The 26,018-nt window shown below is 66.1% G+C and carries 26 protein-coding genes and 1 tRNA gene; 24 read left to right on the forward strand and 3 right to left on the reverse strand.

Annotated features, from left to right (window positions below; genetic code table 11):
- The first annotated feature begins 13 nt into the window (after positions 1–13).
- The 19 genes from QME84_00905 (at position 14) to QME84_00995 (ending at position 15,353) form a co-directional block, all read left to right on the forward strand.
- Positions 14–1,201, forward strand: a complete 1,188-nt coding sequence (locus QME84_00905) for a Xaa-Pro peptidase family protein (protein ID MDI6872835.1) — start codon at positions 14–16, stop codon at positions 1,199–1,201.
- Positions 1,202–1,259: 58 nt separating this feature from the next.
- The gene (efp, locus tag QME84_00910) at positions 1,260–1,820 is read left to right on the forward strand and encodes an elongation factor P (GenBank protein MDI6872836.1); all 561 of its coding nucleotides are present in this window, start codon (positions 1,260–1,262) and stop codon (positions 1,818–1,820) included.
- Between the two features lie 13 nt (positions 1,821–1,833).
- Positions 1,834–2,166 carry an Asp23/Gls24 family envelope stress response protein gene (locus tag QME84_00915; protein MDI6872837.1) on the forward strand — a complete coding sequence of 111 codons (333 nt, stop codon included), beginning with the start codon at positions 1,834–1,836 and terminating at the stop codon, positions 2,164–2,166.
- Positions 2,167–2,781 carry a transcription antitermination factor NusB gene (gene nusB / locus QME84_00920; GenBank protein MDI6872838.1) on the forward strand — a complete coding sequence of 205 codons (615 nt, stop codon included), beginning with the start codon at positions 2,167–2,169 and terminating at the stop codon, positions 2,779–2,781.
- Positions 2,782–3,076: 295 nt separating this feature from the next.
- A complete protein-coding gene (locus tag QME84_00925) occupies positions 3,077–3,208 on the forward strand; it encodes a hypothetical protein (GenBank protein ID MDI6872839.1) in 132 nt (43 codons plus the stop codon).
- A gap of 22 nt (positions 3,209–3,230) precedes the next feature.
- Positions 3,231–3,773, forward strand: a complete 543-nt coding sequence (pyrR, locus tag QME84_00930) for a bifunctional pyr operon transcriptional regulator/uracil phosphoribosyltransferase PyrR (protein ID MDI6872840.1) — start codon at positions 3,231–3,233, stop codon at positions 3,771–3,773.
- A 77-nt stretch (positions 3,774–3,850) separates the two neighbouring features.
- Positions 3,851–4,789, forward strand: a complete 939-nt coding sequence (locus QME84_00935) for an aspartate carbamoyltransferase catalytic subunit (GenBank protein MDI6872841.1) — start codon at positions 3,851–3,853, stop codon at positions 4,787–4,789.
- Position 4,790: 1 nt separating this feature from the next.
- On the forward strand, positions 4,791–6,137 hold the full coding sequence (locus QME84_00940) for a dihydroorotase (protein ID MDI6872842.1): 1,347 nt from the start codon (positions 4,791–4,793) through the stop codon (positions 6,135–6,137).
- Positions 6,138–6,189: 52 nt separating this feature from the next.
- Positions 6,190–9,072 carry an ATP-grasp domain-containing protein gene (locus QME84_00945; GenBank protein ID MDI6872843.1) on the forward strand — a complete coding sequence of 961 codons (2,883 nt, stop codon included), beginning with the start codon at positions 6,190–6,192 and terminating at the stop codon, positions 9,070–9,072.
- Between the two features lie 3 nt (positions 9,073–9,075).
- Positions 9,076–9,876, forward strand: a complete 801-nt coding sequence (locus QME84_00950) for a dihydroorotate dehydrogenase electron transfer subunit (GenBank protein MDI6872844.1) — start codon at positions 9,076–9,078, stop codon at positions 9,874–9,876.
- Positions 9,877–9,894: 18 nt separating this feature from the next.
- Positions 9,895–10,833, forward strand: coding sequence for a dihydroorotate dehydrogenase (locus QME84_00955; protein ID MDI6872845.1), 939 nt, complete (start codon positions 9,895–9,897; stop codon positions 10,831–10,833).
- Positions 10,833–11,558 (forward strand): orotidine-5'-phosphate decarboxylase, encoded by a 726-nt coding sequence (gene pyrF, locus QME84_00960; protein ID MDI6872846.1) that lies wholly within the window; start codon positions 10,833–10,835, stop codon positions 11,556–11,558. Before QME84_00955 ends, pyrF begins: the two co-directional genes overlap by 1 nt.
- A 130-nt stretch (positions 11,559–11,688) precedes the next feature.
- Positions 11,689–12,261 (forward strand): orotate phosphoribosyltransferase, encoded by a 573-nt coding sequence (pyrE, locus tag QME84_00965; GenBank protein ID MDI6872847.1) that lies wholly within the window; start codon positions 11,689–11,691, stop codon positions 12,259–12,261.
- Positions 12,262–12,366: 105 nt separating this feature from the next.
- A complete protein-coding gene (mihF, locus tag QME84_00970; GenBank protein ID MDI6872848.1) occupies positions 12,367–12,684 on the forward strand; it encodes an integration host factor, actinobacterial type in 318 nt (105 codons plus the stop codon).
- A gap of 66 nt (positions 12,685–12,750) precedes the next feature.
- Entirely contained in the window at positions 12,751–13,323 is a 573-nt protein-coding gene (gene gmk / locus QME84_00975) for a guanylate kinase (GenBank protein MDI6872849.1), read from the forward strand.
- A 34-nt stretch (positions 13,324–13,357) separates the two neighbouring features.
- Positions 13,358–13,597 (forward strand): DNA-directed RNA polymerase subunit omega, encoded by a 240-nt coding sequence (rpoZ, locus tag QME84_00980; GenBank protein ID MDI6872850.1) that lies wholly within the window; start codon positions 13,358–13,360, stop codon positions 13,595–13,597.
- Between the two features lie 30 nt (positions 13,598–13,627).
- Positions 13,628–14,845, forward strand: coding sequence for a bifunctional phosphopantothenoylcysteine decarboxylase/phosphopantothenate--cysteine ligase CoaBC (gene coaBC, locus QME84_00985; protein MDI6872851.1), 1,218 nt, complete (start codon positions 13,628–13,630; stop codon positions 14,843–14,845).
- Between the two features lie 50 nt (positions 14,846–14,895).
- Positions 14,896–15,255, forward strand: coding sequence for a hypothetical protein (locus QME84_00990; protein ID MDI6872852.1), 360 nt, complete (start codon positions 14,896–14,898; stop codon positions 15,253–15,255).
- Between the two features lie 10 nt (positions 15,256–15,265).
- A tRNA-Leu gene (locus QME84_00995) sits at positions 15,266–15,353 on the forward strand.
- 229 nt (positions 15,354–15,582) lie between these two features.
- Here the strand turns inward: QME84_00995 and QME84_01000 are convergent.
- Complete coding sequence (locus QME84_01000; protein ID MDI6872853.1) at positions 15,583–16,467, reverse strand: alpha/beta hydrolase; 885 nt, start codon at positions 16,465–16,467, stop codon at positions 15,583–15,585.
- A 293-nt stretch (positions 16,468–16,760) separates the two neighbouring features.
- On the opposite strand from QME84_01000, the gene QME84_01005 reads away from it, so the two are divergent.
- The 3 genes from QME84_01005 to QME84_01015 all read left to right on the forward strand — a co-directional run bounded on the left by QME84_01005 (position 16,761) and on the right by QME84_01015 (position 20,542).
- The gene (locus tag QME84_01005; protein MDI6872854.1) at positions 16,761–18,005 is read left to right on the forward strand and encodes an MFS transporter; all 1,245 of its coding nucleotides are present in this window, start codon (positions 16,761–16,763) and stop codon (positions 18,003–18,005) included.
- A 405-nt stretch (positions 18,006–18,410) separates the two neighbouring features.
- Positions 18,411–19,043, forward strand: a complete 633-nt coding sequence (locus QME84_01010; protein ID MDI6872855.1) for a glycerol-3-phosphate acyltransferase — start codon at positions 18,411–18,413, stop codon at positions 19,041–19,043.
- Positions 19,044–19,099: 56 nt separating this feature from the next.
- Positions 19,100–20,542, forward strand: a complete 1,443-nt coding sequence (locus tag QME84_01015; protein MDI6872856.1) for an MFS transporter — start codon at positions 19,100–19,102, stop codon at positions 20,540–20,542.
- Here QME84_01015 and QME84_01020 read toward each other — a convergent pair.
- Positions 20,539–21,378 (reverse strand): DegV family protein, encoded by an 840-nt coding sequence (locus QME84_01020; GenBank protein MDI6872857.1) that lies wholly within the window; start codon positions 21,376–21,378, stop codon positions 20,539–20,541. The genes QME84_01015 and QME84_01020 overlap by 4 nt on opposite strands.
- A 241-nt stretch (positions 21,379–21,619) precedes the next feature.
- Between QME84_01020 and QME84_01025 the strand changes: the two genes are divergently transcribed.
- Positions 21,620–22,678: a hypothetical protein gene (locus QME84_01025; protein ID MDI6872858.1), complete on the forward strand. Its 1,059-nt coding sequence runs from the start codon at positions 21,620–21,622 to the stop codon at positions 22,676–22,678.
- A 266-nt stretch (positions 22,679–22,944) separates the two neighbouring features.
- A complete protein-coding gene (locus tag QME84_01030) occupies positions 22,945–23,292 on the forward strand; it encodes a hypothetical protein (GenBank protein MDI6872859.1) in 348 nt (115 codons plus the stop codon).
- 153 nt (positions 23,293–23,445) lie between these two features.
- Here QME84_01030 and QME84_01035 read toward each other — a convergent pair whose 3' ends face one another.
- Complete coding sequence (locus tag QME84_01035; GenBank protein MDI6872860.1) at positions 23,446–25,791, reverse strand: DUF2207 domain-containing protein; 2,346 nt, start codon at positions 25,789–25,791, stop codon at positions 23,446–23,448.
- Positions 25,792–26,018: the final 227 nt, after the last annotated feature.

The following is a 26,018-nucleotide window of genomic DNA, read 5'->3' on the forward strand; positions in this document are numbered from 1 at the left end:
GGACAGGTGGGAATTGCAAGACTCGGAATATTCCAAGCACAGGAGTCGTTTCCGTGAGGCGATGCGGGAGCGGGAGCTGGACGGGCTACTGGTCACGAGCCTTTCGGACGTGCGTTACCTGTGCGGGTTCAGCGGCTCCAGCGGCCTGGTGCTCCTTCTCCCCCGCTCGGGATGGTTCCTCACCGACTTCCGCTACCGGGAGCAGTCCCGGGAGGAGGTGGCCGGCCTGCGTACCCTCATCTGCGAGGAGGATTTCGGCAAGGGATTGCGGGAGATACTGACCCGCTCGAGGGGAGGAACGGCGCCGGGTTCCGCGCGGACGCGGGACCGGGACGTTGCGGGCTGTGCCGCAGGAGGAACCTCTCCCGGCGCCGCGGGCAGCGCGTCACCACGACCCCTGAGGATCGGGTACGACCCCCGGTCCCTTACCTGCGCGGAGCTGGCCCTGTACCGGCGGAGGCTGCGAGGGCTGGCCTCCTTGGTCCCACTCAAGGCGGACATGCAGTCGGTGCGGGCCCGCAAGAGCCCGGCGGAAGTGAGGGCTATGAAAAAGGGAATTCGGGTAGCCGAGGCGGCCTTCCGGGAGGCGCTCCGGGGGCTGGGAGAAAGACCCACCGAGCGGGAGCTGGCCCTGGAACTGGACTTCGCCGCCCGGCGCCGGGGAGCGGAGGCCGCCGCCTTCGAGACTATAGTGGCCGGTGGGGCGAGGGGAGCCCTGGTGCACGCCCGGCCCTCGGGCTCAAAGCTCACCGGGGCCGTGGTGGTGGACTGGGGCGTCGTGTTCGAGGGTTACTGCACGGATTGCACGCGCACCGTGGCCCTGGGGCGCGTCCCCGCGGAGATCAGGAAGGTACACCGCCTGGTCCTGGAGGCCCAGGAGAGGGCCCTGGAGAGGATAAGGCCCGGGGTAAGGGCGAGGGAGGTGGACCGGGTTGCCCGGGAGGTTCTGGAAAAAGCTGGCTACGGCAAGGCTTTCGGTCATGGCCTGGGGCACGGGGTAGGCCTGGAGGTGCACGAGATGCCGCACCTTTCCCCGCGGAGCCGCGATGTCCTGGAGGAGGGCATGGTCTTCACCGTGGAGCCGGGAGTGTATCTTCCCGGGGTGGGAGGTGTGCGGGTGGAGGACATGGTCCTGGTCACCTCCTCGAGAGCGGAGGTCCTGACCTCCCTTCCCCGTTCCTTGGACCCCTCTGAGTACTGAATACGGCGTGTGTTAAAATTGGACGCGTGAACGGAGAGGGGAGAGGAGAGTTGAAGAAATGATCACCACGGCTGATTTCCGCAACGGTATCACCCTGGACCTCGACGGCACCCTCTACACCCTCATCTATTTCCAGCACGTGAAGCCGGGCAAGGGCGGGGCCTTCGTGCGCACGCGCCTGAAGAACCTCAAGACCGGGGCGGTCATCGAGAAGACCTTCCGCGCCGGGGAGAGGGTGGAGCTGGCCGTCCTGGACAAGCGGCGCATGCAGTACCTGTACCGGGAGGGCAGTAACTACCTTTTCATGGACCTGGACACCTACGAGCAGTTGCCTATCCCTGAGGAGGAGGTGGGCGAGGCGGCTAGGTACCTGGTGGAGGGGGTGACCGTGGAGGTCCCCCTCTACGAGGGGAAGCCGGTGGCGGTGGAGCCGCCGGTGTTCGTGGACATGGAGGTGGTGGAGACCGCGCCGGGGGTCAAGGGGGACACGGCCAGCGGCGGGAGTAAGCCGGCCACCCTGGAGACGGGCCTGGTGGTAAACGTGCCCTTCTTCATCGAGGTGGGCAACCGGGTGAGGGTGGATACCCGCAGCGGCGAATACGTGGAGCGGGTGGAGTAAGGAGACGAGGCACATGCTCGACGCGGGCGAATACAAGCTGCGCCAAGGGGTGCTGGAGCTTATAGCCGGTATAGCCCTCAACTCCGTGGAGGGAGCCTCGGGGGTGGCTCTTCGCGGTGGGTCTGGGGAGGAGGGGCGCAGGAAAAAGAACCTCACCAAGGGGATCAAGGCCTCCCCCTCGGAGGGCAGGGTGACCCTGGACCTGGAGGTCCACATGGACTACGGGCTGGATTTCCACTCCGTGGGCGCCGAGGTACAGCGCCGGGTCAAGGAGGCCGTGGAATCCATGACCGGTTGGTCGGTGGAGGCGGTGAACGTGGACGTAGTGGGGGTGAACGCCGTTTAGGTGAGCGGTTCCCAGCTCTTCAGCCGGCGCACCCTGGCCAGGAAACTGGCCTGCGATGTCCTCTACCGGATGGACCTCACCGGGGAAGGCCTGGAGGAGGCCGCGGAATCCTTCAGCCGCATGCTCGAGGAGGGGGTGGAGGAGCACCCCCAGCCTCCGGACGGCATCCCGGATATCTCCCAGGAGCGGGTACGCTTGCTCCTGGGCGAGGAGGCGGAGATCGAGGAGCTCTCCTCCTTCGGGTCCAGCAGCCTCGTGTACCCGGGCGAGCTGCCGGAGTTCTCCCTCGGCCTGCTGCGGGCCTACCTGGAACACGGGGAGGAGATCGACGGGCTCATCAATTCCTACGCCGACCGCTGGTCGCTGCAACGCATGCCCCTGGTGGACCGCAACCTTTTGCGGCTGGGCATAGCGGAGCTCCTCTACCTTCCGGATGTACCGCCCGGAGTGACCGTCAACGAGTACGTGGAGCTGGCCAAGGTCTTCTCCACCGAGGATTCCGGGAAGTTCGTCAACGGCATCCTGGGTCGGGTGGCCCGGGAGAGGAAGGGCATGGGGGAAGGCTTTTCGGCTTCGAAAGAGGAAAAGGGGGACGGGGGTCGAAGTAATGTTTGAAGCCGCGGAACGACCTCGTTCTCCGGCGTTGTCACGTTGCATGGCTGGGGAGGCGACGAAGCGGACCGCGTGGTCCGGGATCGGGCCTCATTGGCTTGTGGCGCCAAACGCCAGGTAGGGTATCCTTCCGGTGGCCTCTACGGGAGCCGGTGGAGTGCCCGCCGAGTTGTTCGCTTCCCGCGGCGGTGATATGATGAATGAAACCTTTAAATCCAGTCCCGTGAGGCTGGCAAGGGATAGCTGATGATGAAAGGCAGCCCTCCTGCGCCGGCCGCAGGGGGGCTTTTTTGGAGCCTTGAGCAAGGGGATGGGTTTCCGGGTCAAGGCCAAGGTGATGGAGGAGGACGACATCCGCCGGGCGGTGCGCCGCATAGCCGGGATGAGCGAGGCCGGGTATGGCCATGGACATCTCGAGATGGCCGCTTGATGCGGGATTAGGAGTAGGGTGAATGGGTTTCCGGATCAAGGCCAAGGTGATGGAGGAGGACGACATCCGCCGGGCGGTGCGCCGCATCGCCCACGAGATAGTGGAGCGCAACCGGGGGGCCTCCGACCTGGTCCTGGTGGGAATAAGGACCCGCGGCGTGCCCCTCTCCTCGCGCATTGCCGAGGCGGTGGCCTCCATAGAGGGGGTGGAAGTCCCGGTGGGCAGGCTGGACATCACCCTCTACCGGGACGACCTGCACACCCTGGAGCAGCCGGTGGTGCGCGAGACCTACCTCCCCCCCGACCTGGAAGGGAAGCACGTAGTCATCGTGGACGACGTCCTGTACACCGGACGCAGTGTGCGAGCGGCCATGGACGCCATCATAGACTTCGGCCGGCCGGCCTCCATCCAGTTGGCCGTGCTGGTGGACCGGGGCCACCGCGAGCTCCCCATCCGCGCCGATTACGTGGGCAAGAACTTGCCCACGTCCAGGGAGGAGAAGGTCAAGGTGGCCCTCAAGGAGGTGGACGGCGAGGATGCCGTGTACATCGGTTACCCGGATTGAGGCCCCGTCCCCGGGACGGGGCTTTTTTTCGGAACGTAGGCGTCTCCCGGGCCGGGGGCGCGAAGGGAGGGGTTTGAATGGCCGGTGAAGCCGCGGAGCGGAGGCATCTCCTCGACGTGGACGACCTGACCCGCGAGGACGTGGAGCGGGTCCTGGAGACGGCCCGTTCCTTCTCTGAGGTCATGCGCCGCCCCATCAAGAAAGTGCCCTCCCTGCGGGGAAAGACGGTGGTAAACCTCTTCTACGAGCCCTCCACCCGCACTCGGCTCTCCTTCGAGGTGGCCGCCAAGCGCCTCAGCGCCGACGTGCTCAACTTCACCGCCTCCACCTCCAGCGTGGAAAAGGGGGAGAGCCTCAAGGACACCGCCCTAACCCTGCGGGCCATGGGGGTGGACGCCGTGGTCATCCGCCACCCGGTGGCGGGAACCCCCTGGCTCCTGCGTCGCTGGCTGGACGTCTCGGTGCTCAACGCCGGGGACGGCATGCACGCCCATCCCACTCAGGCCCTTCTGGACCTCTTCACCATGCGGGAGAGACTCGGGGACCTGGAGGGGAGGACCATCGCCTACGTGGGGGACATACTCCACTCCCGGGTGGCCCGCTCCGGGTTCAAGGCCTGCCTGGCCATGGGCATGCGGGTCGTTGCCGTGGCTCCTCCCACCCTGCTGCCACCTGTCCTGCCGGAAGGGGTGGAGGTGTCCTACGACCTGGACGAGGTCATCCCCCGCTGCGACGTCCTCTACATGCTGCGGGTCCAGAAGGAGAGGCTCCTGGAGGGAAGGTTCCCCTCCCCCCAGGAATATTCCAGGTTTTACCAGTTAAACCTGGAGCGGCTGAGGGCCGCCCGCCCGGGGGTGGTGGTCATGCACCCCGGGCCCATGAACCGGGGAATGGAGATCGCTTCCGAGGTGGCCGACGCTCCCCACGCGGCCATAACCGCCCAGGTGGCGGCGGGGGTGGCGGTGCGCATGGCCGTGCTCTTCCTCCTGCTGGGGATGGGGGAGAGGGGGGATTGAATTGGCGGATCTACTGCTTCGCGGGGCGCGGGTCATCGATCCCTTCCAGGGCCTGGACGAGGTGTTGGACGTGGCCGTATCCCGGGGCCGGGTTTCCGAGGTGGGAAAGGGTCTCTCCGGGGAGGGCCGGGAAGTGCTGGAGGCGGAAGGGCTGGTGCTCTCGCCGGGATTTTTGGATATGCACGTGCACCTCAGGGACCCGGGGAGGGAGGACGAGGAGACCCTGGAGAGCGGGTTGGAGGCCGCGGTGCGCGGGGGATTCACCGCCGTGTGCTGCATGCCCAACACCGACCCTCCCCTGGACAACGCACCCCTGGTGGAGGACCTGGTGCTGCGGGCGCGCGGCCTGGGCCTTGCCGACCTCTTCCCCGTGGGCTGCGTGACCCGGGGCAGGGAGGGGAAGGAGCTGGCGGAAATGGGGCTCATGTTCGCCAGCGCGGCCCGGGTGAGGGCCTTCTCCGACGACGGGGACCCGGTGGTCGACTCCGGCCTCATGCGGCGGGCCCTGCAATACGTCCGTAGGTTCGGGGGGGTCATCATTTCCCACCCGGAGGACGTCAGCCTCTCCCGGGGAGGCCAGGTCAACGAGGGTCGGGTCTCCTTCGCCCTGGGGTTGCGGAGCATTCCCGCCCTCGCCGAGGAGGTGATGGTGGCCCGCGACCTGCTGCTCGCCGAGGAGACCGGGGCGCGCCTCCACCTGGCTCACCTGAGCACCGCGGGGTCGGTGCGCCTGTTACGGGAGGCCAAAGCGCGGGGGGTGAGGGTGACCGCCGAGGCCACCCCCCACCACCTGGTCCTGAGCGAATTGGACATCCGGGATTATGACCCGGTATACAAGGTCAACCCTCCCCTGCGCACCCCGGAGGACGTGAAGGAATTGCGGCGGGCCCTGGCCGACGGGACCCTGGACGCGGTGGCCACCGACCACGCCCCCCATTCGCCGGAGGAGAAGGAGCGGGAGTTCGATTACGCCCCCTTCGGCGTGGTGGGAATGGAAAGCGCCTTCCCGGTCCTGTACACGCAGCTGGTGGAGAAGGGGGAACTGGGACTTCCGGTGCTCATCGAGAGGCTGACCCTGGGCCCGGCGCGGGCCCTGGGACTGGAGCCCCCGGATTACGGGGAGGGGGTACGTCCCGGAGCCAGGGCGGACCTGGTGCTCCTGGACACGGTGACGGAATGGGTCATCGACGCTTCCGCCTTCGCTTCCCGGGGAAAGAACTGTCCCTTCCACGGTTGGAAAGTGAGGGGAAGGGTGGTCCTTACCATCAAAGGTGGAAAGGTGGTCTATCGCGCACCGGATTACCGGTGGTCACGCGAACAGGGCGAAAAGGTGAGAGAACGGACCTGAAGGACGGTCCTTGCGCGGACCTCGACGAGACGAGGGGGTATGGGGATTGAGAATGGTGGACGGCAGGACGGTGCTGGCCGTGGGCCCTGGTCCAGTGACCCTGGACCAGGGAGCTGGCTTCCAGTATCTAGCAGCGAGAATCTGCCGGCACCTGCGCCGGAGGGGCTTCCGGGTGGCGGTCCTGGAGGACAGTCCGGCCACCCTCATGGACGCGGGAGCGGGAGAAGAAGGGGAGCTCTACCTGGAGCCGCCCCTCCCGGAGGTGGTGGTCCGGGTGGCGGAGGAGTGCGGGGCTTCCTCGCTCTGGCTGGGTACGGCGGGCCGCAGAGGTTGGGCCTTGGCCAGGGAATTGGCGGCGGAGGGGTGGCTGAACCGGGCAGGCCTGGAGATCGCGGATCTACGGGACCGGGTGCTCTGGGCCTGCGGGGACCGTTCCCTTCTCCGTGAGATGCTGGAGGAAGGGGGGCTCCCCAACCCCGCATTCCGCACGGCATCGAACGTGCGTGAAGCACAGGAAGCGGCTTTCGAACTCGGTTTTCCCCTAGTGATCCGCCCGCATTTCTCCAGCGGAGGATGGGGGGCCGGGGTGGCCTTCAACCGGGAGGAGCTGCCCGACCTGTTCATGGAGGCCTGTGGCAAAAGCCTGGGAGGCGAGGTCCTCATTGAAGAGTACCTTGGCGGGTGGAGGAAATACGTGGTCTGCGTCCTGAGGGACGGTTGTGGAGGGGTGATGACGGCCGGGATCGTCGAGCAGCTAGAACCACTGCCCCTCCACGAGGAGGACGCCGTGGTGGTCGTGCCTCCCCTGCCTTCCGGGGAGCTATCCTATGCCCTGGAAGAGATTGCCGGAAAGGCGGCCGAGCTCCTGGGCGTAGTAGGGCTGGCCGAGGTGAAGGTGGCGGTCAGCCGGGGGTGCGAGAAGGTGTTCGTGCTGGATATGGACGTCGGTCCGAGGAGGGCAACCCCCCTCCTGGAGGTGGCCCTGGGCGCGGACCTGGTGAGTCGACACGTGGACCTGGTCTGCGGCGGCAAGGTAGAAGACGTTCCCCTAAGTGCGGCACCCAGCGGGACTTACCTGGCCCTGCCCCGCTTCTTCTACCCGGAGGAGGAGAGGGAGGAGGGCCACCTTCCCCTGGGTTGCCGGGCGGTGGGGAGAACCCTCCTGTGGGGAGGAACCACTGGAGAAGCAGCCCGCACCGCCCTGCGCCTTCTCGAGGAGGGCGGAAAGGGAATCCGAGAAAGAATCCTCCAGGACCTCAAGGAGCTGGTGCGGCGCGCCGGAGGGGCGCCCGGACGGAGGGAAGATGACAAGAACCCCGAGGTCGAAGGAGCCCCCTTTACGGAAGGCGTGAAGGGATACGGGTACCCGCTGTGTCTTGCGAGGTCGGCGGAGGGCCTCGGTGGCGGGGGGACGATGTTCCTGGCCCCGGTGACCCCCCGTCCCGGGAGCGGGCATGAGCTTCACTTCGGCCTTTTCCGCGCCCTGCGTGCCTGGAAGGGACGGGGCGGGAACGCGGCGGTATACGTGAGCGATCCCGGCTTCGGCCTCTACCTGGTCGGGGAGGCCGACGCCGTCTTCCTGGGCCCCCCCTCCCCGGGAGGAGTGAGGCGGGCGCTCATGAGTGCGGGGGCGCGCAAGCTGTGCCCCCATTTTGGGGGAGGGGAGGCCTTCGCGCTGGCATGGCGGGTAAGGCAGGAGGGCGGGGATGTGGAGATACTGGGAGGGTGGGCCGAAGAAGGGGATACAACCGGGTCTCTGCGGCGGCTGCGCTCCTCCGGTCTGCCCCTCGCCGCCTTCGCCGTCGGACGGGAAGAAGCGGTTGATTTCCTGCGCACCTGCCGGTTCCCCGTGCACCTGACCCTCTTCACCAAAGGCGGGGAGGCGGTGAAGAGGGTGTTCTACTCCGCGGAGGAGGTCGAGGAATACCTGTCCACGCAATCGGGAGCCACACCTCTGGTGAGGGAATTGAGGGAGGAGTCCCTGGAGGTGATGGTGGAGGCGGTGGCCCGAAAGGGGAACCTGTCCTGCCTTCTTGCCTGGGAGAGGCTGCAAAGCCCTGGCGGAGATGCCGGGGAGGGGCCGGCCGTCTACCCGCCCCTTCACCTCACCTCCCAGCAGTACGAGAGGCTGCGGGAGGTGGTGGCGGAGGCCGTAAGGGTGACCGGCTGGAGCGGCAACCTCTCCCTACGCCTGGTGGTGGAGGAGGGGGAGATGAGGATATGGGACCTCTCTCCAGGGGCCTCCGAGCAGCTCCCCTTCCTCGCCAGGGCTTCCTCGCTGGACCTTCCGGAGCTCGGCCTGGCGGCCCTCCTGGAGGAGGACGCGCCCTCCGTGTGCCTCGAGGGGACACGGAACGCGGTACGCTATCCCGTCTCGCCCCTCGGGCTCATAGCCGGGGAGGATATCCTTCTCAACCCCTGCCGGCGCTATACCGGCGAGGTGATGGGAGTGGGCGAGAACCTCGGCTTGGCGCTGGCCAAGATCCTGCGGGGCCTGGGGATGCGTCCCCCGCCCGGGGGCCGTGTCCTGCTCAGCGTGGCCAACCGGGAGAAGAGGAGGGCGGTACTCCTGGGCCGGGAACTGAACGAGGCGGGATACCGGCTGGCGGCCACTCGCGGGACGGCGCGGGCCCTACGGGCGGCGGGTATGGAGGTCGAGGAGGTCAACAAGCTCCGCGAAGGGCGGCCCAATGTCCTCGATCTCTTGCGGAACGGGGAGATACAACTGGTGGTCAACGTACCCCGCGGTCGCCATCCCCACTCGGACGGGTTCTACATACGGGAGGACGCCGCCCGCCACGGCATCCCCTGCTTCACGAACATGGAAGTAGCCATGGCCCTGGTGAGGGGGATGCGGGCCGCAGGGGAAGGCAGCCGGCCCGTCCGGCCCCTCGGCCGCCCGGTTTCCGAGGTCACGGCGGGTAGGGGAGGTTGAGGTTTGCCACCCCTTCTCTTCAGGGCGCCGGTGGTGGAGAGGCGGGATTATGGCTGCGCTTCGGAGGTCGTCTTCCGGGTGCCTCCCGGGTTCTCACTCCACCCGGGACAGTTCCTGCATCTCCTCTGCGAGGGAGAGGGAAGGATAGTGCGCCGCCCCTTCAGCGTCTTCCGGCACCGCGGGGAGACCGCCTCCGTTCTGGTCAGGGAGGCGGGCGGGGGTTCGGCCTGGCTGCGTCGGAGGAGGCCGGGGGACGAGCTGGACGTCCTGGGTCCCCTGGGAAGGGGGTTCGACCCACCGGTGGAGGGCGAAGAAGTTATCCTGGTCGCCGGAGGGGTGGGAGTGGCCCCCCTGGCCTGTCTCGGCCGCTGGCTGCGGGAGAGGGGTGGGAGGGTGACCTTCCTCTGGGGGATGGAGAGCGGAGCGGAGTACGGCACCCTTCCCGAGGTGCTGGCGGAAGAGCTCGACCTACGCCTGGCCACCGCGGACGGTTCCCGGGGGGAGGAGGGGACGGTACTCGACCTCCTGCCTCCGAAGACGCCTCCCGTGGGGCGCCGGTACTACGCCTGCGGCCCGCGGCCCATGCTGCTGGCCCTGGCGGAACGGTTGTCCCCCGGCGGCCTTTCTTCCCTCCAGGTGAGCGTGGAGGAGAGGATGGCCTGCGGGCTGGGCGCCTGCCGGGGGTGCGCGGTGCCCGCGGCGGATCCACCCGGGGGCTACCTGGCGGCCTGCCGGGACGGACCGGTTTTCAGGGGGGAGGAACTGGATTGGCACCGACTAAGGGGGTCAGGTCTTGAATCGTGATACCCAAGGGGGTATGGAGTGAAGTCAGCTGAGGGAATCGATCTGAGGGTGGAGCTTGCGGGAATCTCCCTGAAGAACCCTTTCCTGGTCTGCTCGGGCACATTCGGCAACGGCAGGGAGATGTCCGAGCTAGTGGACCTCAACGCCCTGGGGGGCTTGATGACCAAGGCGGTGACCCTCGAGCCCTGCGCGGGGAACCCTCCTCCCCGCCTCTGGGAGACTCCATCGGGGATGCTGAATTCCATAGGCCTGGAGAACAAGGGCCTGGAGAGGTTCCTGGCCGAGGATCTGTCCTGGCTCTCCCGCTTCAACCTGCCGGTGTGGGTGAACGTGGCCGGCTTCAGCGCCCGGGAGTACGTGGAGGTGGCGGGGGAGGTTTCCCGCTCCGGGCTGGCCGCGGCGGTGGAGCTCAACATTTCCTGCCCCAACGTGGAAAAAGGAGGGGCCCACTTCTCGCGCCATCCCCGGGAGGCGGCAGGGCTGGTGGCCCGGGTGCGCGAGGCGGTGGACATCCCGCTCTTCGTCAAGCTGCCCCCGCTTCCGGGCGGCATGCGGGATATGGCCCGCGCCGTGGCCGAGGCGGGAGCCGACGGACTGTCCCTGATCAACACCATCCCCGGCATGGCCATTGACGTGGAGAGGGGATGTCCCCGCCTGGGGAACGTGACCGGAGGGCTTTCCGGCCCCGCCATCCATCCGGTGGCCGTGCACGCGGTCTGGGAGGCCTCGGGTTCCGTAGACCTCCCGATCATCGGCATGGGGGGGATATGGTCGTGCTCCGACGCCGTGGAAATGTTCATGGCCGGGGCCGGAGCGGTGGCCGTGGGCACCCTGAACCTCGTGGACCCCCGGGCGGTGCCCCGCCTGGTGGAGGAGCTGGCGGGGTTCATGCGGCGAAAGGGTTACCGCAGGGTCTCGGAGATGGTGGGTCTCCTCCGCCGGAGGGGGTGGGGATGATGGCCGCCGCGCGCCGCGTGGAGGATCCGCTGATCCTGGCCCTGGACGTCTCGGAATGGGAAAAGCTGGAAGCGCTGGCCGAGATGTTCCGGGGGGAGGTGGGGACGGTAAAGCTGGGCCTGGAGGCCTACACCCGCTTCGGTCCTGCCGTTTTCCGGGAGATGAAGGAGAAGGGCTTCCGGGTCTTCGCCGACCTCAAGCTCCACGATATCCCCAACACCGTGCGGGGGGCGGTGGAGGCCCTGGTAAGGTGGGGGGTGGACATGATCACCGTCCACCTCTGCGGGGGCAGGAAGATGCTGGAAGCGGCGGTTCAAGCCGTCCGCGGAAGCGGGGGGAGGAGAGTTCGGGTGCCGCTGCTCCTTGGGGTCACCGTGCTCACCAGCTTGAAGGATGGGGACCTCGAGGAGATGGGCTGGCGGGGAGGCGTGTCGGAGAGCGTGCTCCGGCTGGCCAGGCTGGGCGTCTCCTGCGGGCTGGACGGGTTGGTCTGCTCGCCCGGGGAGGCGGCGGAGCTCCGGCGCGAGCTGGGGGCCGGCCCCTTCCTGGTCACTCCGGGCATCCGGCCGGAGGGCGCGGAGGCCCATGACCAGGCCAGGATGGCCACCCCGGGAGAGGCCCTCCGGGCGGGGGCGGATTATCTGGTGGTGGGGAGGGCGGTCACCGGTCACCCGCGTCCCCTGGAGGCTCTGAGCGCCTTGAAGCGGGAGATTGGTTTATCATAGACGGTGGGGAATTGAAGTTGTGGTGCAACAAATTCGGTTAACCCACGGGAGATTTAATGGGCGCGTCAAGCGGCGGAGGAGTTGAGCTCAAGGCGCGGCGGGGAAGGCTGCTACCTAGGAGGGTTGGGACATGAACCAGTGGGAGGTGCTGGAGATACTGGAGAGGGAGAGGGCCGTGCAGAAGGGCCATTTCCTCCTCTCCTCCGGACTGCACAGCGATACTTACGTGCAATGTGCGCGCGTCCTGCAGCATCCTCACCTGGCGGAGAGCCTGGCGGACGAGCTGGCCCGGGGTTTCACCGGGGTACCGGTGGACGTGGTGATCAGCCCCGCGCTGGGCGGCATCATCATCGGGTACATGGTAGCCTTGGCCATGCGCCGGAGGATGGTCTTCGCCGAGAGGGTGGACGGACGCCTTACCCTGCGCCGGGGACAGAACCTGGAGAAGGGAGAGAGGGCCCTCATCGTGGAGGACGTCATAACCACCGGCGGCTCGGTCCAGGAACTCATGGAGCTGGTGGAATCCAAGGGAGGAGTGACCGCCGGCCTGGGGGCCATCATCGAGAGGGGGGAGGACCGCGACTTCGGGGTCCCCAAGAAGGTCCTGGTACGCCTGGAGGCACCGGTGTGGGAGCCCGGCAGTTGCCCTCTATGCCGGGAAGGCCTGGAGCTGGAGGCCCCCGGCAGTCGGCACCTGGCCTGATACCCCCGGGGGAGGCGATGGTCCTCCGGGTTGTGGGGCCGGGTGAGGGGGTTTATACTTAACGGGATATCGTCGTAAGGAGAATATAACCTGAGGAGGGACATGATGGCCAGCCAGAAGCTCCCGGAATTGACGGCGGAACAGCGCAAGGAAGCCCTGGAGAAAGCGGCCAAGGTCAGGAAGGAGAGGTCGGAGATAAAGAAGTCGCTCAAGGAGGGCAAGCTGAAGGTCAGCGAGGTCCTGGCCAGGGCCGATGACGAAACCTACGGGAAGATGACCGTGAAGTCGGTCATCGAGTCCCTCCCCGGCGTGGGCAAGGCGCGCGCCGCCAAGATCATGGAGGAGATAGGCATCAGCGAGACGCGGCGCATCAAGGGGTTGGGGCCCAAGCAGGCGCAGGCCTTGAAGGAAAGATTTTCCTGACCGCATTTACCCCTCGGGGCCGGAACCGGAGTCCACGCATCAAGGTCCAATCCAGCGGGAGAGATAATGCGACGCGGACGCCTTTTCGTCGTCGCCGGACCCTCCGGCGCGGGAAAAGGTACTCTCATCGCCGAGCTTTTAAAGCGCTATCCGCGGGCACGCCTTTCCGTGTCCGCCACCACCCGTGACCCCCGGCCCGGGGAAAGGGAGGGAGTGGATTACCATTTCCTGGACCGGGAGGAATTCCTGAGGCGGGCCGGAGAGGGTGAGTTCCTGGAATGGGCGGAGGTGCACGGCAACCTCTATGGCACCCCCCGCGGGGCCGTAGAGGAATGGTTGAATGAAGGCCACGACGTGATCCTGGAGATCGACGTGCAGGGAGCCCGCCAGGTCCGGGAGAGGATGCCGGAGGCGGTGACCGTTTTCGTAGAGCCTCCCTCCCTCGAGGCCCTGGAGGAGAGGTTGCGACGCAGGGGCACGGAGAGCGAGGAAGAACTGCGCCGCAGGCTGCGCAACGCGGTTCGGGAAAGCGGGGAGAAGGGCGGCTTCCGGCACGTGGTGGTGAACGACGACCTGCAACGCGCGGTGGAGGAACTTTGTGCTATATATGAAAAGGAATCGGCCTCCACGGAGGCATGAAACGAAGTAGACGGGAGGTAGCGTAAAGGTGTTGATGAAAACCAAGATCGACGACCTTTTAAGAGCGATGAACAATTCCCGGTTCGGATTGACCATCGCCGCGGCCAAGCGGGCGCGCCAGATCAACAATTATTTCCGGCACCTGGGCGACGGCCTGGGGAGGGATGCAGGTCCCCAGGTGACCTCGGCCTCCAACAAGGCCCTGACCTTGGCCCTGGAGGAGATAGCCCAGGAGAAGCTGGAGTTCGAGATGCCGGAGGACGGGACCAAGTAAGGGGATCGCGCGAGGGAGTCGCTCAATCCCATGACCTGCATCGTTTTCGGGGTGACCGGAGGCATAGCCGCCTACAAGGCGGTGGAGGTTGTGCGCCGGCTGGCCGAGAGGGGGCTGGACGTGCGGGTGGTAATGACCGAGCACGCCACCCGGCTGGTGGGCCCGGATACCTTCCGCGCCGTCTCCGGGAACCCGGTCTCTTTGCACCTCTTCGACGCATCCGGTCCGGCCATGGAGCACATCTCCCTGGCGCGGGCGGCGGACCTGGTGGTGGTGGCCCCGGCCACGGCCAACATCCTGGCCAAGATGGCCCAGGGCCTGGCTGACGACCTCCTGTCCACCACCCTCCTGGCCACCAGGGCGCCGGTTCTGGTGGCTCCGGCCATGAACCGCGAGATGTACCGGCATCCCGCCACCCAGGATAACCTGAGGAAGCTGCGGGAGAGAGGCGTTCACGTGGTGGGCCCGGAGAGCGGCGCCCTGGCCTGCGGCGAGGAAGGGGAGGGGCGCATGGCGGAGCCTCCGGCGATAGTGGAGGCCGTCCTGCGCCTCCTGGACATGAGAGGAGACCTTTCCGGACACCGGGTCCTGGTGACCGCCGGGGGGACGCGCGAGCCGCTGGACCCGGTGCGCTTCATCGGCAATCGTTCCAGCGGCAAGATGGGCTACGCCCTGGCGGAGACGGCCAGGGAGCTGGGAGCGGAGGTCATCCTGGTCAGCGGCCCCACCCACCTGCAGGCACCTCCGGGGGTGGAGAGGATAATGGTGGAGACGGCAGAGGAGATGCGCCGGGAGGTCCTCTCTCGATCAGGAGGATGCTCGGCGGTGGTCATGGCCGCGGCGGTGGCCGATTTCACCCCCTCCCGCAGGAGCGAGGAGAAGATAAAGCGCGGGGGAAGGGAGGGCCTGATCGTGGAGCTGGTTCCCACGCCGGACATCCTGAGCGAGCTGAGCGATCGGAGGCCCCCCGGACAGGTGCTGGTGGGCTTCGCCGCGGAGACGGGAGACCTCCTCCGGAAGGCCAGGAAGAAAATGGAAGAGAAGGGAGTGGATATCCTGGTGGCCAACGACGTCTCCAGGCCGGGGTCGGGTTTCGATTCCGACCTCAACCAGGCGGTTATCCTCTTCCGGGACGGCAGGGAGGAGGAGCTGGACCTAATGCCCAAGCGGGAGCTGGCCCTGCGCATCTGGGAGGCGGTGGCCGGCTTTCTGGGGACGTCAGGAGGTCAAGTCCCGGGCCCGGCTTGACGATAAAGAACTGGTCCCTCGGGCGGCAAGCGGGCGTTGGAGGAGGAGCAGTGGCCAAGCTGGTAAAGAAAGGGATAGTGCTCAACGTATCCACCTACCCTCTGCCCACCCTGCTCCCCCGCAGGGCCAACCGGCGTTCCAAGACCCTGACCTTCGACATCAACTTCGACCTGGTGGAGGAGGACGGGAAGAGCACCAAGGTCTGGTTCTACAGGGGTTTCCGCTTCCCACCCCCCCTAGACGATGGTGACCGCGTGGAGGTGATCGGAAAGTACGGGCGCATCTCCAAGGACATATTTTATGCCTCCAAGATTGTGGACCCGAGGAGAAATAGGATATATACTGGTTTTCGGAACCGGAAGATGAAGGCGGAGGAGGGCGTGGATAAGAAGCCCCCTTCCGGCGCGTAGGAATATGCGAGTCGGAGTGGCGGAATCGGTAGACGCGCTAGGTTGAGGGCCTAGTGAGGAGCTTCCTCATGGGGGTTCAAGTCCCCCCTCCGACACCAGACCGGAACCCCGGCGAACGCCGGGGTCTTTTTGCAAGTGTGAAATGTTCGGTAAGGGGTAGCGAACCGTTCAGGTAGGGGGTGGAGGCATCCAGGCCGACGACGGGGCCGGAGACGGAATCCTTCCCCGTGGTCGAGCACTGCAGTGCTCCCGCCGAAGATCAGGAGGTCGCGGCATCGCGAGAGGGCGGGCCCGTGATCTCTACGTTTCCCCGGGAGCGGAGACGGATCAGGGATAGTCGGAGAGGAACTCAAGTATAAGGGAATTCACCTCCTGGGGCCTCTCCTGCTGCACCCAGTGGCTGCACCGGGGAATGTACTTTATGGTCAGGGGCCCCTCCACTTCCTCCCCGAAATCGTGGGTCAGTTCCTTCCCCAGGGCCCGGTCCTCCTCCGCCCAGATGACCAGGGTGGGGCAGCGGACCTTGGCCTGGGACCGGGACGCGGCGCGCGGGGAGCGCATGAACTGCCGGAAGGCGGCCCGGTAATAGTTTATCCCTCCCGTGAGGGCGCCGGGCTTGGCCGCCGCCTCCTTGAACATCTCCATGTCTCGATCGGTGAGGGCGTTTTTGTCCAGGAGCCAGCCGCGGAAGGCCTTCTCCACCAGCCGGTAGTCGAAGGCCCTGAGGGCCAGCTCCGGGAGGAGGGGAAACTGGAAGAGGAACATGTAGTAGGAGCGGCGGAGCTGCGCCCGGTTGGTCAAGAGGTGGCGCATGAGCACCGCCGGCGGAGGGCAGTTGAGGATGATGAGACGGTCCACCATCTCCGGGAAGTGGGCGGCGAAGGGCCAGGCCACGCCTCCGCCCCAGTCGTGGGCCACCAGGACCGCCCGGCTCTCCCCCAGGTGTCGGATGAGGCCCCGCACGTCCTCCATGAGGGCCGACAGGCGGTAGTGCATAACTCCCACCGGTTTTTCCGTCTGGTTGTAACCCCTCATGTCCGGGGCCACCACCCGGAACCTTTCCGCGAGCACCGGGATCTGGTGCCTCCAGGAGTACCAGAATTCTGGGAAGCCGTGCAGGAGTAAGACCAGCGGTCCTTCCCCGGCGGTGACGTAATGCATGCGCAGGTTGTTCACGTGGGCATACTGGTGCTCCCAAGGCTCTTCGGCCATCGTCTTCCCCTCCTCCCGGCGATCCGTGATTCGGAAACCGTGGTGCCCGCGGGAAAGGACGTCCCTTCGGCGCACCTCTTCCCTCCGGCGCTCCAGGTCTTTAATACATTTTACCCTTACCCACCCCGATATATCCCGGCCTCTCCTCGCGCACTTCCTTTCCGCGACGTCGGGGAGACGCCGTGCCTCCCGGAAGGTCGATTCTCCGGGGATGGTAAAATAGGGAAGGCTGAAGTGTCGGGAAGGGCGGGGTAAGCCCCCGGTGAAAAGCGCTCGGAGTCGACGGGAGAGCCATGGTCGCGCAAACGGAGCGAAGGAAGGGGGGAGGTGCCCTGGCTTCCTTCCGTCACCGCGATTTCCGCCTCCTCTGGTCGGGGGCCTTTATCTCCAATGTGGGGACCTGGATCCACAACACCGCCCTGCTGTGGTTCGTCAAGGAGACCACGGGAACCAACACTTGGGTGGGGGCGGTGAACCTGGCCAACTTCCTCCCCCTCTTCCTCCTGGTCCTGTGGTCGGGGTCCCTGGCCGACCGCCTGAACCGCCGCAAGCTGATCCTGGCCACCCAGACGGCCATGATGCTGGGAGCCCTGGGCCTGGGTCTCTGCCTGCGCGCCGGTCTCTCCTCCATGGCGGCGATCATACCCCTGACCGCGGCCATGGGCCTGGCCTTCGTTTTCAACTTTCCCGCCTGGCGGGCCATTATCCCGGACCTGGTGCCCCCGCAGGACATGCTCAACGGGATCGCCCTGGACGCCGCCCAGTTCAACTTGGCGCGGTCCGTGGGCCCGCTGCTGGGAGCCCTGGTGCTCCATCTCTGGGGCGCGGAGACCGCCTTCTACATCAACGCCGCCAGCTTCCTGGCCGTCATCGCTGCCCTCCTTCTCCTGCACACGGAGACTCCGCCGGGTGGTAACGGGGCGGCCACGGGTTCGCACATCCTGGAAGTACTGAGGCTGGCGGCCGGCGAAGGCTGGGTGCGCAACCAGCTGCTCCTGCTGGGGGTGGTCTCCTTCTTCGGGTTATCCTTCCTGGTGCTCCTCCCCGGATTGTCGAGGGACGTGCTCCTCCGTGGCTCGGGGGGATACGGTGCCCTCCTTAGCGCCCTGGGAGCCGGTGCGGTGGCTGGCGCTCCCCTGGTGACCCTCCTGCGCCGCCGCCTGCCGGAGAGGGCCATCATCAAGGCGTCCACCGCGGTAGTGGGCCTTGCCCTGCTGGGGGTGGCGGCCTGCCGCCTGTTCTGGTTGTGCCTGGTCCTGGTCGTGGTCCTGGGGGCCTCCTCTTTGATAATGAGCGCGTCCATCAATACCGTGCTGCAGGCCCGGGTGGGAAGGGAGATGCGGGGAAGGATAATGAGCCTCTACATCCTGGTCTTCCAGGGGCTGTACCCCCTGGGGGGGATGTTCCTGGGGCTCACAGCCGACCGCATCTCCATACCCTGGACCCTGGCCCTGGGCGGATCGGTATGCACGGCGACAGCCATGGTGGTGATCGTCTCCCCCTCATTGTTGAGGGATGCCGTTTCCACGGCGGGGTGACCGAAGATCCAATTGGTGCATGTGAAATGCATAGTTTCCCCGGTACTACATCGACAGAGGAGGAAACGCCTTCGGCTTCTTGTCGGTTTCCGGTTAACGCGTCAAGTCCTGGTGAAACCGGAGGAAAAAGGGAGGGACGGCAGACGGAGGCACCCCTTTCGACTTGCCCCTAGGTAGCCCCCCGTGCGATGGCAGGATTTGGGGGAAGGGCGGCAGGGCGCGAAGGCGAAGGAGATCCGCCCGGCAACGAATACCTGCGATTCCTCCCCTTCCGGGTGGAGGGCCTCCCCGCGGGGACCGGTAACGGGAATGGTAAAATCTAACAGGAAAGCATACCCGCCCGAGGAGGGTGCACTGGTGTTATCATGAACGGGGACGGCGTTCCGCGGCTTTAGGGAGGTGGAATTGAAAACCGCGGCCCGGGTCCTGTTGCTGATATCCGCTTACCTGCTGGGAACGGTGAACCTGTCCCATATCCTGGCCCGGAGGGAGCTGGGCCTGGACCTGCGCCGCAGCGGGAGCGGGAACCTGGGAGCCTCCAACCTGGCCGCGCACCTGGGCAAGGGGAAGGCGGCGGTGGCCTTCTTCGCCGACTGCGCTGAGGAGGCGGCGGTGCTCCTCGTGGCCCGGGCCCTGGGATGGAGCGCCGGCTGGCAGGCCGCCGCGGGGCTGGCGGCCATCGCCGGGCACAACTGGCCTTTCTACCTGGGTTTCCAGGGCGGGAGGGGGATGGCCATGGCTTTAACCGGGACCCTCATCCTCCTCCCCTTCGAAGGGCTGGTGCTGGTGGCCTTCCTGGCCCTGGGGGTCTTCACCCGTCACACCGCGGAGATGAACCTCCTGGCCCTTTTCCTGCTTCCCGTGCTGGCCTGGCGGTGGGGAAGGCACGCAGGATTGCTGGCCTTCACCCTGGGGGTCCTGGTGCTGACGCTTCTGCGGCGGGCGCAGGGAAGTCCCGGGGTGGGGAAGAAGAAATTGGTGGAGGACCCCCGCAGGGTGCTCTGGAACCGGCTTATCTATGACCGGGAGACGGAATAGCCGACGCGCCGGAGGATGGATCCCGGGGCCGGTTAGGGATTCGGGCGGAGCGGCAGATGCCTGAACGAGGCGGGAATGGAGTAGGGACGGAGGGAGCCGGAGGGGAGGAGACTCACCCTCGGGGAGCCAAGGAACTGGCCGGCGGTGTGCTGGAGGACCTCCGGGCGCTGTGGGCCAACCGGGATTTCCGCCGCCTATGGGTGGGGCAGTCGGTATCCTCCATCGGGGACTGGCTGGCCACCTTCGCTCTCATGGCCTTGGTCTGGAACCGCAGTCGCTCCCCGGCGGCGGTGGCCGGGCTTCTGGTCCTGCGCATCGTGCCCTCGGCCTTCTCCGGCGCAGTGGCCACTTGGATAAGCGATCGTTGGGACCGCAAGAAGATTCTCATCTACTGCGACGTTTTACGCGGGCTTCTCATCATGTGGGTGGCGGTCCTGGATTCCCTGGCCTATCTCTACGTACTCATCTTCTGCATGGAATTCATCACCATCATCTACCTGGCCGCTAGGGACGCCAGCCTCCCTAACCTGGTGGAGGGGGAAAACCGCCTCACCATGGCCAACTCCATGACCCTGGGAAGTGCTTACGGGTCCATACCCCTGGCCGCTGCCTTCTTCGCCCTGCTCACGGTGGGAAGCTCTCCCCTCCTGCGCGGCCTGGAGGGGATGGTCTTCTTCTCTGACCACCCTTACGCCTTTTCGCTCCTGGCCGATGCCCTCACCTTCTTCTTCTCCGCCCTCATGATCAAGCGCATATCCAGGCCCCTCATCATCAGCCGGGAGGAGAAAAAGGAGAAGGAGAAGGTGGACCTGCGCTCCATGCTCACCTTCGCTTTCCGCAACCGCTTCATGCGCACCCTGACCGCGGCCCTGGCCACCGGCACCCTGGGCGGCGGTTCGCTCTTCGCCGTAGGGGTGGTCTACGTGCACGAGGTGCTGGGCGGGAACGACACCCAGTTCGGTTTCCTCATGGCCCTCTTCGGGCTGGGGATGCTGGTGGGCATCGTGGGCCTGCAGTTCCTGGCCCGGGTCAGGGCCAAGTGGTTCATCTTCAAGCTGGGGCTGCTCTGCGCGGGAGGAACGCTGGTCTGGATGTCCCTGATTACGGTGATGTTCATGGCCTACCTGGCCGCCCTGGTGTTCGGGGCCGCCTTCTCGGCCATCTTCCTCACCGGCATCACCATGGTCCAGGAGGTCATCGAGGACCGGAACCGGGGAAAAGCCTTCGCCGTCTTCCACTCCGTGTCCCGCGTATTCCTGCTGCTGGGGGCGGCGCTAGCCGCGGGCCTGGCGGGCGCGGTGGGCGAGTTTCGCCTCCACCTGGGGGTCTTCCGCCTTCATGTCTGGGGAACCACCATCGCCATGTTCACCGCTGGAGTGCTAATCGCCTCGGTGGCCTTCCTTCCTCTTCGACAGAGGCTGGAGGAGAGCGGAAAAGGTATACTTGTCGGGGAGAAGGAACTGGAGGCCGGACCGGGAAGGAGCCTGCCCCGCGCCTAGAGGAAGGCCGCCCCCACCACCCCCGGGCCGGTGTGGCATCCCATGACCGGGGTGAACTGGGAAACGATGATCTCTCCCCTCGTCTCCGCCCCTTCCCGTATCATGTCCGCCAGCTGGTCCGCTTCCTCCGGGGCGGAAGCGTGGAAGACGGCGACGCGCAGGGGTCCCCGCCGCTCGTAGAACTCCCTAACCCGGGCGGCGATGAAGCGGCGGGCCTTGGCTGGTGAGCGCTTCCTGGAAACCAGCACGGCATCGCCGTCCTTGAAGCGGAACACGGGCTTGATGGAGAGCGCCTCGGCGGCCAGGGCGGTGATGGCCTTGACCCGCCCGCTCTTGCGCAGGAATTCGAAGGTGGAGATGTAGGCGAAGAGCTCGGCGGAGGCGCAGAGTTCTTGTCCTAGGCGCAGGCATTCCTCCAGCGGCTCGCCATGGCGGGCAGCGCGGGCGACCTCCAGGACGACCAGGCCCTGCGCCATGGCCGCGGTGCGGGAATCCAGCACCTCCACCCTGGCATCATGAAAGGTCTCCGCCGCCAGGCGGGCGTTGTTGTAAGTAGCGCTCATGGTGGAGGAGATGGTCACTACGAGGATCCCGTCCGATCTCGAGGAAAGCTCGGCGAAGGCCTCGAGGAAAACACCCGGGGATACGGCGGAGGTGCTGGCCGGCTGGGATAGGCGGGGGAGAAGCTCGTAGAATTCCTGCGGGGTTATGTCCACGCCGTCCCGGTAGGAGGTGCCGTCTAGCTGGAGGGTGAAGGGGAGAACGGTGATGCCCAGTTCCTCCGCCATGGAGGCGGGGATGCAGGTCTGGCTATCTGTCACCACGGCCACGGTCATTTTGCGCCGCCTTCCTAGGGATAACGTCGGTTTGACGGTCTATAATACCTTAACAGACGAATAGCGGACGCGGGAAGGCGAAAGGGGAAACCCGACCGGGAGCGGTGGGTTTGAGATAAGGCTCAAGTCGAGCGCAGGGCCGTGATGGAACGTGAAAGCTCCTGGCGGCCGGATGGCGATACCGGAGGGAACGCCGGGGGTGCGGCGGTTCGCCGGGTACCGGGGAGAGGGAGGTAAGACGATGAGGCGGTGTGCGGGCTGTGGGGTGCCCGTCCTGGTAGGCAAGGAGCTGACCTGGCGGGAGAACGGGGTCGTCATCCAGACCAAGGATCCCGACCACCGTATGCTTTTCTACGAGTCGGAGAACCTGGACCAGCTCTTTCAGGGCATTGAGGAGATCATCGGGGTGCCCATCGGGCATATCGTCATCGAGAGCAAACGCCGGGAGGTCAGGGAATACGTGGAGAAGCTCATGCCCGCCCCGGTGAGGAAGATGGCCCGCTACGTGGGCCTTAAGGCCATGATACGGCGGCTCAGCGTCACCGGCATGGCCTACGGCTACGGCAACGTGCGCCTTTCGGGAAAGAGGTTGCGCTTCCGGGACGACGATTACGTGACCATGTTGATAAGCAACCCGCACTCCCTGTACTTCTTCTGCGGGGAGGGACTGGGGGCCTGGGAAGCTATCGACGGGCGCGAGAGCTGGGTGCGCTACGAGGAAGTGGCGCCCAACTCCTATGAAATCTCCATCAACATCGCCTCCCATCCCGTGGAGCTCGCGGAACGGCTGCAGCCGCCGCGCTACGCTTACCGGCCGGGGAAGGTGGACCTGCGAAGATGCCCTTCATGCGGGGTTCCCGCCGCGGTGGCCTCCTGCCGCTGGGATTCCATGACGGGGACCATCACCGATCCCTCCACGGGCAGGAGGATGGCCGTATTCGGTCCTGCTGGCCTGGAAGCGGTTTTCCTGGACCTGGAATCCGAGCTGGGAGAGGCCATCCCGGACACCATCATCGAGGCCCAGAGGAGGTTCACCGTGCGCACCCTGCGCCGGGAGGAGCTGGAGGGCGGCACCGAGGGCATCAGGGAGATGCTGGCCGTCCGTGGGCTGGGACTCCTCGAGGAGATCCGCTTGGGGGAGGAGGGATTGAGTCTCGTCCTGCACAACGCCTGCGTTCCCCTGCTCATGGCGGGGCTTTTCCAGGGAGCTTACGAGGTCATGGCCGGAAGGGAGGGCAGCCGGGTCGCCTGGAGCATGTCCGGCGAGGGGGACCTCGAGGTGCGGGTCAGTCCCGCCTGAGCCGCCAAAAGGGACCTTCGACTTCCCGGCGTCACCGTGGAGGCGTTCGTATTCCACTGAAACGGCATTTGAACTCGAGGCTGACCGTCGTTTTAATCCTCGAAAATAGGAAAAGTGAGCCTTTTCCGGAAAAACGGACTCCCCGAAAGGGCAATGGGAGGGCCAGTCGACATTGGGCCCCGGGAGTGGGGCCAGCGCCGGTGTCCTGGAAGGCGTTTCCAGCTAACCTTCCTTGCGTGGCTGGGATATTGAGTTATAATCTTCCCATGAGCGAGCACGAGGACCGTTCGCCGCTGGTGCTGAAGGTGGTCCTCCGGCAGGCGCTGGGTCGTCTGCGGGAGGAAGATTCCTCCCTGGCCCAGCTGGAGGCCCTGGCCGGGAACCTGGGATGGGAGGAGGTTTCCGGCCGGCTGGAGGAGGCCAGGAAGGATCTGGCGGAGGCGCAAAAGGACTTGCAGGAGGCGGTGGAGGCCGCCGTCCGCCTGCAGGTCCTGTCGGCCTATTCTCATCTACATGCCCACAACCACGAACATCCGGAGGGAACGGAAGGGGAACACAGTCACCCGCACAGCCACGTCCACCAACACCCGCACGACCATCCCCACCGCCCGTGAACGTTATAAGCCCCCGTTTTGCCGGCCGGCATGGGGGTTTTTACCCGAATTTTCGCTTGCCGAATCGACGGAAGATCTAGGGAAGCCACCCCTGAAAAGGGTTACCCCCGCCATTTGCGCCCCTGGGCGTTAAGCCAGAATGTTGCGGATGGTTCAGCCGGCGGAGGACCCGCCCCCTCCGAAATCGCTGCCGGAGTGCCCGCCCTCGAAGACGCCGCCGGAGCCCTTGGAGGATGGCCGCGAGGATAACGTCCGCGTGAGGCTCCCGTTCATGGAGTCCAGGGTGCGGCCCAGGAGCACGGCCCCCCCTGCGGGATCGGTGGCGCTGAACCAGGTGGGGGGTTGTTCATGAAGGCCCTCGAACTTGCGCGCCCACTGCTCCACGACGCCCAGGACCAGGGCGTAGGGGAGGTTCTTCTCGAAATGTTCCGGCGTCATGTGCTCCGGCGCAGGCTTCTCCGCGGTGACCAGGTATTCCCTGAAGCCCATGGCTTCCCCGTAGGCTCGGGAACCGGCCCGCGAACGCCGGGGCATGGCCCATCCCACCGCCCAGACGATTACGCCCGCGGGCGCGGGTGCCAGCGCGGGAACCCACAGCCATCCGGGGTCGAATAGGTGGGGAAGTAAGAAGTAAAGGGCAGCCGACAGGCCGAGGAATCCCCAGCCGATATGCATGTAAGTGCGCCGCAGCTTGGCCGGGTCGCGCGAGAAAAGCCCTCTGGCCAGAACCTCTTTGATGATGTCCTCCTTGAGGGCTTGGAGATGGGTGTGGAACTTGCCCTTAAGGTCGTCCTCCGTGACCCTGTCTCCCGACGCGAAGAGGTCGTTGAGTAACCGTTCCTCGTAGGGCAGAAGGCCGGTAGATTCCCTGTTGAGACGCTGGAACCCGAAGATGCGCCGGCGGATGATGCCCCTCCTCTCCTCCTCGAAGATGGTAAGGTGACCGCGCCTGGCAAGATCCACGATGGTGGCGGTGATGTCCGCCACGTCGGGACTCTGTCGCACCAGCATGCCCACCATGGCGGGGGACAGGCCCTCCGGAGGGTCGTAGCGCACCACGTGGCCTCTCCGGCCCCCCGCCTCCCTGGCCTTCCTCCACCAGAGGGCGAGCATGACGGCCAGGGTGCCCAGCATGATGGCAGCCCCGGAGGCGATGCCCACCGCGCCGGCGGAGCGCCGGTAGGCCCAGGGAACTGCCACCAGGCCCTTGGGGAAGGCCACGTCCAGGGTGAAGGTGGTGAAGGGCGGGACGTCCGCGGCCTCCCACCAAAGTAATCCGTCCTCCTTCCCGAGGTCGTACTTCCGCGGAGGGGCGTAGGGGTCCACGTTGACAGCCGTTTTCACCGCCTCCTGGTCCACGCCTTCGGGCAGCCTCACCGTGACCCGCGAGGAGGCGATGTTCGCCTCCCGGAAGCGGGAGACGGCGTTCCAGCGGAGGCGGTCGTATTCCGGGGCGAAGATGATGGCTCCACTGATCCGGTATTCGATTATCCATCCCAGGGTCTGGTCGGTGGCCTGGAAGGTGAGGTGCACTCTCCTTCCGCCGTCCGTGTCCTCCAACACCCAGGAGTCGGTATCCAGGGGATTTCCTTCCAGGTCATAGACCACGAAATCGCGTATGTGCACCTTCCCGTAGGTCCTGCCCTCCTCGAACGCCGCAACCCGGGTGGGGATGTCCCTGGTAAGGTAAGTGAAACTTCCCTGAAAACGCACCACCTGGGTCTCGCGGACGGTGAAGGTGGCGTCGGGATGCACGGTGATGTCCACGTCGAAGCGCTCGAACTCCCAACTCCTGAGGTTCTCGGTAGGCTCCTCCTCGCCGGCGGCGGGTTCCTGGGAGGTGAAGCCGGCGCCGGTGAGGTCCATGATGCGCGACGGCCATGAGGCCGTGAACTCGTAGGAGGTCTGGCTCTCCAGCCCTTCCAGCTCGGCGACCGCTTGCCGGTCTCCCACCACGCGCTTCTGGACCTGCCCCCTGTAATTGGCGGTCTTTACCTGCAGCTGGAGCTCTCCGGGAGAAACGGACGCGGGGAGCTCCACGGACACGGAGGACTCGAGTACCGGAGAGGAGCGTTCCACGGGCACTCCCGTCCAGTGCAGGAAGACCCGTTCCCCCTCCGCCTTAAGGGCTCCGGTAACGAGGTATTCGTAGATTACGGTGACTGGTCCTTCCGAATTCGAGGGGTTGAACCACAGTATGACTCCGTTATCCTTCCGCTCCAGGTCCCAGAGTTCTTCCGGCAGGGGTTCGCCCCCTCCGTCCAGGACACGGGCGTCGACCACCCTGCCCAGCTTGGCGGGGACGGTGAGGCCCACCCATCCCGAGGGGTCCTCGAAGCGGTAGGTGACACGGTGCTGCACGAGCACCGTCCCGTCCGGCCGGACCTGGTAGCGGGAGTGGAAGGCATCGTAGGTGTAAACCGGCTGGGCGTGGGTGGCGGGCGGGAAGAACGCCGCCGCGTATGCCAGCAGGAAGAGGCCCAGGAACAAGGGCGGCAAAACAAAGCGTCCGGCGCGGTGACGCGAGGGAAGGCGGTGAACGGCATCAACTCCTCGGGCCGTGGCCGGCGAAGGCCGGTGGCCGGGGGTGAAAAAAGGCCTTCCGGGTCTGGCTGGGAGGCGAAAGGGCAAAACGCGCATGTCTTCCACTCCGAAATTCGGGCACCTGCAGGTAATTTAAGCATAAAACGGGAGGCCTTTCACCCGTCTTCCCGGTCCGGGTTCAC

The sequence above is a fragment of the Actinomycetota bacterium genome, assembly GCA_030019255.1.
GTDB lineage: Bacteria > Actinomycetota > Geothermincolia > Geothermincolales > RBG-13-55-18 > Solincola_A.

What these genes read in the sequence shown, in the direction of transcription:
- QME84_01030 (MDI6872859.1), top strand. Translation starts at nt 22,945, where the DNA reads ATGAGCGAGCACGAGGACCGTTCGCCGCTGGTGCTGAAGGTGGTCCTC.
- QME84_01000 (MDI6872853.1), bottom strand. Translation starts at nt 16,467, where the DNA reads ATGGCCGAAGAGCCTTGGGAGCACCAGTATGCCCACGTGAACAACCTG.
- QME84_00935 (MDI6872841.1), top strand. Translation starts at nt 3,851, where the DNA reads ATGGCCGGTGAAGCCGCGGAGCGGAGGCATCTCCTCGACGTGGACGAC.
- QME84_00945 (MDI6872843.1), top strand. Translation starts at nt 6,190, where the DNA reads ATGGTGGACGGCAGGACGGTGCTGGCCGTGGGCCCTGGTCCAGTGACC.
- QME84_01020 (MDI6872857.1), bottom strand. Translation starts at nt 21,378, where the DNA reads ATGACCGTGGCCGTGGTGACAGATAGCCAGACCTGCATCCCCGCCTCC.
- efp (MDI6872836.1), top strand. Translation starts at nt 1,260, where the DNA reads ATGATCACCACGGCTGATTTCCGCAACGGTATCACCCTGGACCTCGAC.
- QME84_00915 (MDI6872837.1), top strand. Translation starts at nt 1,834, where the DNA reads ATGCTCGACGCGGGCGAATACAAGCTGCGCCAAGGGGTGCTGGAGCTT.
- pyrE (MDI6872847.1), top strand. Translation starts at nt 11,689, where the DNA reads ATGAACCAGTGGGAGGTGCTGGAGATACTGGAGAGGGAGAGGGCCGTG.
- rpoZ (MDI6872850.1), top strand. Translation starts at nt 13,358, where the DNA reads ATGAAAACCAAGATCGACGACCTTTTAAGAGCGATGAACAATTCCCGG.
- pyrF (MDI6872846.1), top strand. Translation starts at nt 10,833, where the DNA reads ATGGCCGCCGCGCGCCGCGTGGAGGATCCGCTGATCCTGGCCCTGGAC.
- coaBC (MDI6872851.1), top strand. Translation starts at nt 13,628, where the DNA reads ATGACCTGCATCGTTTTCGGGGTGACCGGAGGCATAGCCGCCTACAAG.
- mihF (MDI6872848.1), top strand. Translation starts at nt 12,367, where the DNA reads ATGGCCAGCCAGAAGCTCCCGGAATTGACGGCGGAACAGCGCAAGGAA.
- gmk (MDI6872849.1), top strand. Translation starts at nt 12,751, where the DNA reads ATGCGACGCGGACGCCTTTTCGTCGTCGCCGGACCCTCCGGCGCGGGA.
- pyrR (MDI6872840.1), top strand. Translation starts at nt 3,231, where the DNA reads ATGGGTTTCCGGATCAAGGCCAAGGTGATGGAGGAGGACGACATCCGC.
- QME84_01015 (MDI6872856.1), top strand. Translation starts at nt 19,100, where the DNA reads ATGCCTGAACGAGGCGGGAATGGAGTAGGGACGGAGGGAGCCGGAGGG.
- QME84_01025 (MDI6872858.1), top strand. Translation starts at nt 21,620, where the DNA reads ATGAGGCGGTGTGCGGGCTGTGGGGTGCCCGTCCTGGTAGGCAAGGAG.
- QME84_01005 (MDI6872854.1), top strand. Translation starts at nt 16,761, where the DNA reads ATGGTCGCGCAAACGGAGCGAAGGAAGGGGGGAGGTGCCCTGGCTTCC.